Here is a 952-nt window from a genome sequence, read left to right as displayed (position 1 = left end):
ATATTAAGTTTATTATTCCTAATTGTTTTTATAAATCAATAATAATCTAATTCTCTTCACAGAGAATCCGCTTTTCACCTTATAATACGCTACTTGTAAAGTATGCATACCGTTCCCTTTTTCATATCTGTTTCGTATAACGGATTAATGTTGTCTCCATTAAAATCAAAATTCCGAATTATAGGCATTTAAATCTCTAGCTTCTTTAAAGTAATTTCTAAATTTATCATCAATATTTATATCGTTACTTAATAACAACATCAAACTGGAATCCCAACAAACAATTTCAAGTTTTGCTTGAGGGTGCTGAATATTTGGACTTGGTACCCAGAGTTCTTCGTTTCTATTTGCATAGGGTTCTACAAGCAAATTATTAATATCAATGTTTATAGACTTATCAAACGCAGATAGTACACCCCAAATAAATTGAGGATTATATTTCTTTACGAGATTTGAAAGATCTTCACCTGCTATCCAAACTATTGGATGCGACATTTTAGGATAATCTCGGATAAGTTTCTCTTCCTGATGTGCGACAATCTCCATGTCTGTTATAAGCCAATTAAACTCTTTTTCCCTACCTTGAAATGAGTCAAAAACGGAAGCTAAAACTGTATATTTAGATCCATGTAAAATGAAGTTCATCCAATCCCTCCAATTAGTAACAATCGATAAGTTAGCCTTCTTGAACTTATTATGTGTAGATAATTAAACAAATACCAATGAATACTGTTACTATACACAATATAATAGTTGTTGCAGTATCTAGCAAAATGCTTACGACTAGGAAAATTATTGATTTAAGAGCAAAAGAAGGCCCTTTTTCTTTCCATTGACGATAGATTTGCATCATTGCATAAATTAATGGAATCATACCACCTATAATCAGAATAATCCCTATTATTTTCCCCATGTTTCCCCTCCTTTTAAAGATTCGAATCAATAGATATAA

General features: G+C 31.0%; 2 protein-coding genes. Both read right to left on the bottom strand.

The window, feature by feature from the left end; translation table 11 throughout:
• Positions 1-165: 165 nt before the first annotated feature.
• Positions 166-645 (bottom strand): hypothetical protein, encoded by a 480-nt coding sequence (locus tag ABWK52_RS29025; protein ID WP_097796484.1) that lies wholly within the window; start codon positions 643-645, stop codon positions 166-168.
• Between the two features lie 49 nt (positions 646-694).
• Positions 695-913, bottom strand: coding sequence for a hypothetical protein (locus ABWK52_RS29020; RefSeq protein WP_000516160.1), 219 nt, complete (start codon positions 911-913; stop codon positions 695-697).
• Positions 914-952: the final 39 nt, after the last annotated feature.

Origin of the sequence: Bacillus sp. AP50 (genome assembly GCF_040492675.1) — a bacterium.
Classification (GTDB): Bacteria; Bacillota; Bacilli; order Bacillales; family Bacillaceae_G; genus Bacillus_A; species Bacillus_A cereus.
Note: the sequence above shows the minus strand (reverse complement) of the source record. Positions and strands in the feature narration are given on the sequence as shown.

Coding starts and splice junctions, on each gene's coding strand:
- ABWK52_RS29020 (WP_000516160.1), bottom strand. CDS start 913: ATGGGGAAAATAATAGGGATTATTCTGATTATAGGTGGTATGATTCCA.
- ABWK52_RS29025 (WP_097796484.1), bottom strand. CDS start 645: ATGAACTTCATTTTACATGGATCTAAATATACAGTTTTAGCTTCCGTT.